Raw genomic sequence first — 7,288 nt, 5'->3', positions numbered from 1 at the left:
CCCGCCGCCAGCCGCACCCGCCCGCCGGAAAACTCCGCCGCCTTCTGCATGATGCCGTAGCCGTGCAGCGGCTGGTATAAAGAAAGAAGGATATAGTAAAACGCCTCGGTCAAAGCAACCCCCTCCGCCATGGGCCCACCTCCTGCTATGTAAGATCCCGTTATATCGTGCTTCGATATAATTATATCAGCACCCGATATAGTTGTCAAGGGACAAAGGCGCGGATCGCTGGCTTCTTAATAATTTTAGCACTCAAATATAAAGAGTGCTAAAATTAACAATTTGTTCATAAAAAAGACAAATAAAACGCAAAAAGAGGGGGTATAGTAAGAATCGTCAGGAGGGAAGAGGCCCGGGGCCAGGACCCCGGGGCCGAAACCTCCGGCAAAGCGGCGCAGCGCCCGCGCAAACACGGCGCCGCCAAGAAAAAATTTTTTCGTGCGCGGAGAATAGGAGTTTATTATGTTTGGCATGATCCCGTTCACCCGTGAGGAAAATAGCCTGTGGAATTATCTGGACAACATGGAAAAGAGCCTGTTCACCGGCTTTGGCGATATGAGCCAGTTCCGGTGCGACATTCAGGACAAAGGCGACCACTACCTGCTGGAGGCGGAACTGCCCGGCTTTGAGAAAGAGGACATCAGCCTTGACCTGAACGGCGACACCATGGTCATCACCGCCCGCCACAACAGCGAGAAGGAAGACAAGGGCGAGGGCAACTACCTGCGCCGCGAGCGCAAGTACGGCTCCTACAGCCGCAGCTTCAATGTCAGCGGCATCAACACCGAGGGCATCAAAGCTGCCTACAAGAGCGGCATTCTGGAGATCACGCTGCCCAAGCAGGCGGAAGTTACTCCGGCGGCCCGCACCATCCAGATCGAGGGCTGATGTTCCGCAGAACACCCCACGGCAAGCAAAGGGGCGCCCGGCCAGGTTGGCCGGGCGCCCTTTTTTTATTTACGAATCGTTGAGAAATGTATAGATTTGTCGATTTGTATATATTTTGACCCGCGGGACTTTGCTTTTCGCCCGGTAAATGAAGCGTCGGTTGACCGCAGGGCTGTCAAAGGGTAGGATAGGACCCAAGGGGGCGAAGTGAATGGACGCAAAAACATTGGGAGATTTCATTGCCGGGCGGCGCAGGGAGCTGGGGCTGACCCAGGCTCAGCTGGCCGCGCGGCTGCACCTCACCGACAAGGCGGTGAGCCGCTGGGAGCGGGGCGTGGGCCTGCCGGACCTGGCCACGCTGGAACCGCTGGCGGCGGCGCTAAAGGTGAGCCTTGCCGAGCTGATGACCGCCCGCCGCCAGCCGCAGCCCCTGCCCGAAGCGGAGGAGGCGGCGGCCCAGACGCTGGCGCTGGCGCGCCAGAGCCGCAGCGCCGGGCAGAGGGCGCTGTGGTGGGCATGCGCCGCCTGTCTGGGGCTTTTTGGGGCGGTGGCGGTGTTCCTGGTGTGGCTGCTGGCGGTGAGCGGCCCGGTGGTGGCTGCCTCGGTGGCAAGTCTGCTGCTGGGGCTGGGGGCGTGGAGCGTGCCCCTGGTGCAGCTGGCCCGGCGGCGGTGCACCCCGGCGGGCTGCATTTTCAGCCTGGGGCTGGCCCTGGCCGCTCTCGCGGCCCAGTTTGCCGACATCCTCACCCAGGTGCGGGAAAGAGACTGGTCCGCCCTGATGGACACCATGGACACGCTGGTGGCGGTGGTGGTGTTCTTCTGCGCCGCCACCCTGGCGCTGAACCTGCTGGCGGCGGCGATGGGCCAAAAGCGAAAATAAAAAAGAGCCGTGCGGAGCTTTCGGGACCCCGCGCGGCTCTTTTGCTTATTCCTTTTCCCGGCGGCGTTTCAGCTCCGCCTTGCGGGCCATCACCCGGGCCAGATTCTCGGCGGCCCGCGCCTCGCTGCCCTGGTCGGTGGGCAGGTAGTAGCGGCGGCCGGCGAGGTTTTTTGGCAGGCATTCCAGGTCCGCCACCTTTTCTTCGGTGTCGTGGGCGTAGACGTAGCCCTTGCCGTAGTCCAGCTCCTTCATCAGGCGGGTGGGCGCGTTGCGGATGGCCAGCGGCACCGGCTCGTCCAGCATCTTCTCCGCGTCCGCCTTTGCCATCTCGTAGGCCTTGTACACCGCGTTGGAGCGGGGCGCCAGCGAGAGGTAGATGACCGCCTGGGCCAGATTCACGCTGCACTCCGGCATGCCGTTGAAGTGGCAGGCCTGGTAGGCGGCCACCGCAATTTCCAGGGCCCGGTTGTCCGCAAGGCCGATGTCCTCGCTGGCAAAGCGGATGAGCCGCCGCGCCACATACAGGGGGTCCTCGCCCGCCTCCAGCATCCGGGCCAGCCAGTAGACCGCCGCGTCCGGGTCGGAGTTGCGCATGGATTTGTGCAGCGCGCTGATGAGGTTATAGTGTTCTTCGCCCTTTTTGTCGTAAAGCAGGCTCTTTTTGCTGGTGCACTGCTCCAGCAGCGGCCGGTCCACCACCAGTTTTCCATCGGTCTCCTCCGCGTTCAGCACCGCCATCTCCAGGGTGTTCAGGGCGGTGCGGGCGTCGCCGTTGGCAAAATTGGCGATGAGCTCCAGCGCCTCCGGCTCCAGTTCGATGGCCCTGCCCCCAAAGCCCCGGGGGTCGGCGAGGGCCCGGCGCAACAGGCCCGTCAGGTCCTCGGGGGTGAGCGCCTTTAAGACGAACACCTTGCACCGGCTCAATAGCGCCGCGTTGCCCTCGAAGCTGGGGTTCTCCGTGGTGGCCCCGATGAGCACGATGCTGCCCTTTTCCACAAAGGGGAGGAAGGCGTCCTGCTGGGCCTTGTTGAAGCGGTGGATCTCGTCCACAAACAGGATGGTGCGCTGGCCCAGCCGCAGGCGGGCCTCCGCGTCCTGCATCACGGCCTTGATCTCCTTCACGCCGCTGGTCACCGCGCTGAAGTTCACGAACTCCGCCTTGGTGCGCCGGGCGATGATCTGGGCCAGAGTGGTCTTGCCCACCCCCGGCGGGCCCCAGAAGATCATGCTGTTCACCCGGTCGCTCTCAATGAGCCGCCGCAGCACCTTGCCCTCGCCCAGCAGATGCTGCTGCCCGGCAAATTCCTCCAGGTCCCGCGGGCGCATCCGGCTGGCCAGCGGCCGGTCCTGCGGGCGGTCGAACAGGGTGGTCTGTTCCATTTCGCGCTCCTCCTTTCTGCCCGATGGAAAGCAGCCCGGCTTTAGGCCGGGCCGTTGTAGTCGATGGGCAGGGTGGCCAGGCCGTTCAGGTCAAGGCCCGCCACGTTGCCCGCTTTGAGTTCATAGTACCCCTGGGCGGCCACCATGGCCCCGTTGTCGCCGCAGAGCTGCATTTCAGGCAGATAGAGTTTTGCCCCCATTCTTTGCGCGCCTTCGTTCACAAGGCAGCGCAGCAGGCTGTTGGCCGCCACGCCCCCCGCCAGGGCGATGGCGGGGGCGGCAGTGTCCCGCGCCGCCGCCAGCAGTTTCTCCGCCAGAATTTCGTCGATGCGGCGCTCGAAGCTGGCGGCCATGTCCGCCACGTTCACGGTTTCGCCCTTCATTTCCGCCTGGTTCACCGCGTTCAGCACCGCCGTTTTGAGGCCGGAAAAACTCACGTTGTAAGCGCCGTCCACATGGGGCACCGGCAGTTTGTAGGCCCTGGGGTCGCCGCTTCGGGCGGCCCTGCTGATGGCCGGCCCGCCGGGGTAGCCAAGGCCTAAGGTCCGGGCCACCTTGTCGAAGGCCTCGCCCGCCGCGTCGTCCACCGTGCGGCCCAGCACACGGTAGCGGGTGTAGCCCTCCACCTGCACGATGTGGCTGTGGCCGCCGCTGGCCACAAGGCAGAGGAAGGGGGGCTTTAAGTCCGGGTGGGTGAGGTAAAGGGCCGCGATGTGCCCCCGCAGGTGGTGCACCGGGATGAGGGGTTTTTTTGCCGCGTAGGAAAGGCCCTTGGCGAAGTTCACCCCCACCAGCACCGCGCCGATGAGCCCCGGCGCGAAGGAGACGGCGATGCCGTCCAAATCCGCGGGGGAGAGCTTTGCCTCGTCCAGCGCGGCCTGCACCGTGGCGCTGATGTACTCGATGTGGCGGCGGCTGGCGATCTCCGGCACAACGCCGCCGTAGAGCGCCTGCTCCGCCACGCTGGTGGCCACCACGTTGCTGACGAGCCTTCGCCCGTCCTCCACCACCGCGGCGGCGGTCTCGTCGCAGGTGCTCTCGATCCCTAAAATATACATTTCGTACAAAACTCCGTTCAATATACAAAAATCGGCTCAAAATTCCAGGGCCATCACCACCGCGTCATCCGGCGGGTCGCGGTAAAAACCCCGGCGCACCCCGGCGGCGGCAAAGCCCAGCCGCCGGTAGAGGGCGAGGGCGGGGGCGTTGGCCGCCCGCACCTCCAGAAAACACCGGGCCGCGCCCTCGGCCCTGAGGGCGCCGAGCGCCCCTGCCAGCAGCGCGGCCCCCACGCCCCTGCGGCGGGCGGCGGGGTCCACATTGAGGGCGTAAAGGCTGGCTTCGTCCGCCGCCAGCTGGAACACGGCAAAGCCCAAGACGCCCCCCTCGCCCTCGGCCACGAACAGCCGGGCGGCGGGGCTTTCCAGTTCGCTCAAAAGCTGGCTTTCGGTCCAGGGCTCGGCGCCGGCGGCGGCAAGGGCGGCGCAAAGGGAAGCGTCGGCGGCGGCCATGAAGCGCACGGAAAGTTCCATATCAGTGGGCCTCCAGCCAGGTGTCGCCGCTGTTCACGTCGGCGGTGAGGGGCACCGAGAAGTTCACCGCGCCCTCCATCTCTTCCTTCAAAATGCGGCTGACCTGCCGCACCTCGGCGGCGGGCGCCTCCACGATGAGCTCGTCGTGCACCTGCAAAATCAGCCGGGCTTCAAGCCCCTCGTCCCGCAGGCGGCGCCACACCCGCACCATCGCCAGCTTGATGACGTCGGCGGCGGTGCCCTGGATGGGGGTGTTCATGGCCATCCGTTCGCCCAGCGAGCGCAGGTTGAAGTTCTTGCTGGTCAGTTCCGGCAATGCCCGGCGGCGGCCGAAGAGGGTGGCCACATAGCCCTTCTCCCGCCCGGCGGCGATGGTGGAATCCATATACTCCTTCACGCCGGGGAAGGTGGCCAGGTAGTTCTTGATAAAATCGTCCGCCTCCTTCACGGTCACGCCGATGTCCCGCGCCAGGCTGAAGGCCCCGATGCCATAGACGATGCCGAAGTTCACCGCCTTGGCGGACGAGCGCAGGGCGGGGGTGACCATCTCAAGGGGCAGGCCGTAGATCTTGGCGGCGGTGCTGCGGTGGATGTCCTGCCCGGTGAGGAAGGCGTTTTTCATCGTCTCGTCGCCGGAGATGTGGGCCAGGATGCGCAGTTCGATCTGGCTGTAGTCCGCGTCCACCAGCTTGCAGCCGGGGCTGGCGATGAAGAACTGGCGCAGCCGGCTGCCCAGCTTTGTGCGGATGGGGATGTTCTGCAGATTCGGCTCGCTGGAAGAAAGCCGCCCGGTGCGGGCCTCGGTCTGGTTGAAGGTGGAGTGCATCCGCCCGTCCGGCCCGATGACCTTGAGCAGCCCCTCCACATAGGTGCTGTTCAGCTTCTGGTAGGTGCGGTACTGCAGGATGTCCTCCACCACCGGGCTGTAGCTGCGCAGGCTTTCCAGCGTCTCGGCGTCGGTGGAATAGCCGCTTTTGGTTTTCTTGCGGGGCGGCAGGCCCATCTTGTCAAACAGGGCCTCGGCCAGCTGCTTGGGGCTGTTCAGGTTGAAGGTGTAGCCCACCGCCTCGTAGATGGAGGCGAGGGTCTTGTCCAGTTCCGCTTTCAGCAGGGTGCCGAAGGCCTCGAGGCCCTCCTTGTCCACCGGCATGCCGGTGCGCTCCATGTCCGCCAGCACCCGGGCCAGGGGCAGCTCGATGTCCTGCAAGAGGTTTTCCATGCCCTGCTCGGCCACCCTGGCGGCCAGCGCGTCAAAAAGGCCCTCCAGCGCGCCGGCGGCGGGGTTTTCCGGGCAGTCGAAGCGGGGGGCGGGGGCGTATTCCGCCTCCAGCTGCTGGGGCAGATAATCGCTTGCCGCCGGGTTCAAAAGATAGGCCGCCAGCTTTGCGTCAAAGCGGATGGCCCTGCCCTCGCCGCCCGCGTCCAGGGCGATGCGGTAAAGGGGCTTTGCGTCGAACACCCAAAGCTGGGCATCGCTTTCCAGCAGGGCGGGCAGGGCGGCGTTTTCCACCGTCCAGACGGTTTCGCCCTGCACGGCGAACCAGCCCTTTTCCCCCTTCGCCATGCACAGCCGGCCGGAAGGGGCGGCGGGCAGGGGGGCGGGCTTCACTTCCGGCAGGCAGGCCGCGGCGGCGGGGGCGGCGGGCAGCTGGCCCAGGCCCAGCCGCCCGGCCATGGAGTGCATCTCCAGTTCCGCCAAAAGGGCGGCGGCCGCCGCCGCATCGCCGGCGGCGCGCCTGTAGGCCCCCGCCTGGGTGGGGATGGGGGCGGTGCAGCAGATCTCCGCCAGCTGGCGGCTCATCCGGGCGCTGGGCTCATTGGCTGCCAGTTTTGCCCGCACGCCGGGCTTGATGGCCTTGTCGTCGATGTGTTCATACACCCCGTCCAGGCTCTCAAAGCGGCGGATGAGCTCCAGGGCGGTTTTTTCGCCCACGCCGGGCACGCCGGGGATGTTGTCGGAGGCGTCGCCCATCAGGCTTTTCACCTCGATAAGCTGCCGGGGGGCCACGCCGTATTTTTCCTTCACGGCGGCCTCGTCCATCACCACCGTCTCGCTGCGGCCCATCCGGGTGGCGGCCAAAAGCACCGTCACATGCCCGTTCACCAGCTGCAGGCTGTCCCGGTCGCCGGTGGCGATGAGGCAGTCGTCCCCACGGGCCGCGGCGGCGGCGGAGAGGGTGCCCAGCAGGTCGTCCGCTTCGTAGCCTTCCAGGCTGACCATGGCAAAACCCAGGTCCGCCAGCAGCTCTTTCAGCACCGGCATCTGGTCTGCCAGCTCCTGGGGCATGCCGTGGCGGGTGGCCTTGTAGCCGCTGTACATCTTGTGGCGGAAGGTGGGGGCCTTCAGGTCAAAGGCCACCGCCACCTCGTCGGGCTCATGGTCCCGCAGAAGGTTCAGCAGAATGTTCATGAAGCCGTATATGGCGTTGGTGTAGCGCCCATCTTTTGTGGTGAGCAGCTTGATGCCGTAAAAGGCGCGGTTGGCAATGCTGTTGCCGTCCAGTACCAGCAGTTTCATGCAAGAAAGCCCTCCTGAAAATCGCTCGGTATGATTCCCCATAAGTATACCACAAACGCCCCGTTTGTGGTACAATAGTAGCCAAGTTTG

At 65.1% G+C, this 7,288-nt stretch carries 6 protein-coding genes and 1 pseudogene; 2 read left to right on the top strand and 5 right to left on the bottom strand.

The annotated features are described in order from the left end of the window. Positions 1 to 131 (bottom strand): annotated as a pseudogene (locus tag ACH2AT_RS07660) (PadR family transcriptional regulator); the annotation flags it as partial. 331 nt (positions 132 to 462) lie between these two features. On the opposite strand from ACH2AT_RS07660, the gene ACH2AT_RS07655 reads away from it, so the two are divergent. Both ACH2AT_RS07655 and ACH2AT_RS07650 read left to right on the top strand, forming a co-directional pair. Beyond that, complete coding sequence (locus tag ACH2AT_RS07655; protein ID WP_394964906.1) at positions 463 to 888, top strand: Hsp20/alpha crystallin family protein; 426 nt, start codon at positions 463 to 465, stop codon at positions 886 to 888. Positions 889 to 1,099: 211 nt separating this feature from the next. Then, positions 1,100 to 1,768, top strand: a complete 669-nt coding sequence (locus ACH2AT_RS07650; RefSeq protein ID WP_394964904.1) for a helix-turn-helix domain-containing protein — start codon at positions 1,100 to 1,102, stop codon at positions 1,766 to 1,768. 45 nt (positions 1,769 to 1,813) lie between these two features. Here the strand turns inward: ACH2AT_RS07650 and ACH2AT_RS07645 are convergent, their stop codons facing one another. From ACH2AT_RS07645 to polA, 4 genes are read right to left on the bottom strand one after another with little or no spacing between them, the layout of a single operon-like run. Beyond that, the gene (locus ACH2AT_RS07645; RefSeq protein WP_394964902.1) at positions 1,814 to 3,148 is read right to left on the bottom strand and encodes a replication-associated recombination protein A; all 1,335 of its coding nucleotides are present in this window, start codon (positions 3,146 to 3,148) and stop codon (positions 1,814 to 1,816) included. A 41-nt stretch (positions 3,149 to 3,189) separates the two neighbouring features. After that, on the bottom strand, positions 3,190 to 4,206 hold the full coding sequence (gene tsaD / locus ACH2AT_RS07640; RefSeq protein ID WP_394964900.1) for a tRNA (adenosine(37)-N6)-threonylcarbamoyltransferase complex transferase subunit TsaD: 1,017 nt from the start codon (positions 4,204 to 4,206) through the stop codon (positions 3,190 to 3,192). A 36-nt stretch (positions 4,207 to 4,242) separates the two neighbouring features. Further along, complete coding sequence (rimI, locus tag ACH2AT_RS07635; protein WP_394964898.1) at positions 4,243 to 4,680, bottom strand: ribosomal protein S18-alanine N-acetyltransferase; 438 nt, start codon at positions 4,678 to 4,680, stop codon at positions 4,243 to 4,245. A gap of 1 nt (position 4,681) precedes the next feature. Continuing rightward, the gene (polA, locus tag ACH2AT_RS07630; protein WP_394964896.1) at positions 4,682 to 7,198 is read right to left on the bottom strand and encodes a DNA polymerase I; all 2,517 of its coding nucleotides are present in this window, start codon (positions 7,196 to 7,198) and stop codon (positions 4,682 to 4,684) included. Positions 7,199 to 7,288: the final 90 nt, after the last annotated feature.

The organism is Candidatus Allofournierella excrementigallinarum (assembly GCF_944388085.1).
In the GTDB taxonomy this organism is placed as follows: Bacteria; Bacillota; Clostridia; order Oscillospirales; family Ruminococcaceae; genus Allofournierella_A; species Allofournierella_A excrementigallinarum.
This window is presented reverse-complemented; position numbering and strand designations above follow the sequence as displayed.

Excerpts from the sequence above, each read along its gene's own strand:
- ACH2AT_RS07655 (WP_394964906.1), top strand. The coding sequence starts at position 463 with ATGTTTGGCATGATCCCGTTCACCCGTGAGGAAAATAGCCTGTGGAAT.
- ACH2AT_RS07650 (WP_394964904.1), top strand. The coding sequence starts at position 1,100 with ATGGACGCAAAAACATTGGGAGATTTCATTGCCGGGCGGCGCAGGGAG.
- ACH2AT_RS07645 (WP_394964902.1), bottom strand. The coding sequence starts at position 3,148 with ATGGAACAGACCACCCTGTTCGACCGCCCGCAGGACCGGCCGCTGGCC.
- tsaD (WP_394964900.1), bottom strand. The coding sequence starts at position 4,206 with ATGTATATTTTAGGGATCGAGAGCACCTGCGACGAGACCGCCGCCGCG.
- rimI (WP_394964898.1), bottom strand. The coding sequence starts at position 4,680 with ATGGAACTTTCCGTGCGCTTCATGGCCGCCGCCGACGCTTCCCTTTGC.
- polA (WP_394964896.1), bottom strand. The coding sequence starts at position 7,198 with ATGAAACTGCTGGTACTGGACGGCAACAGCATTGCCAACCGCGCCTTT.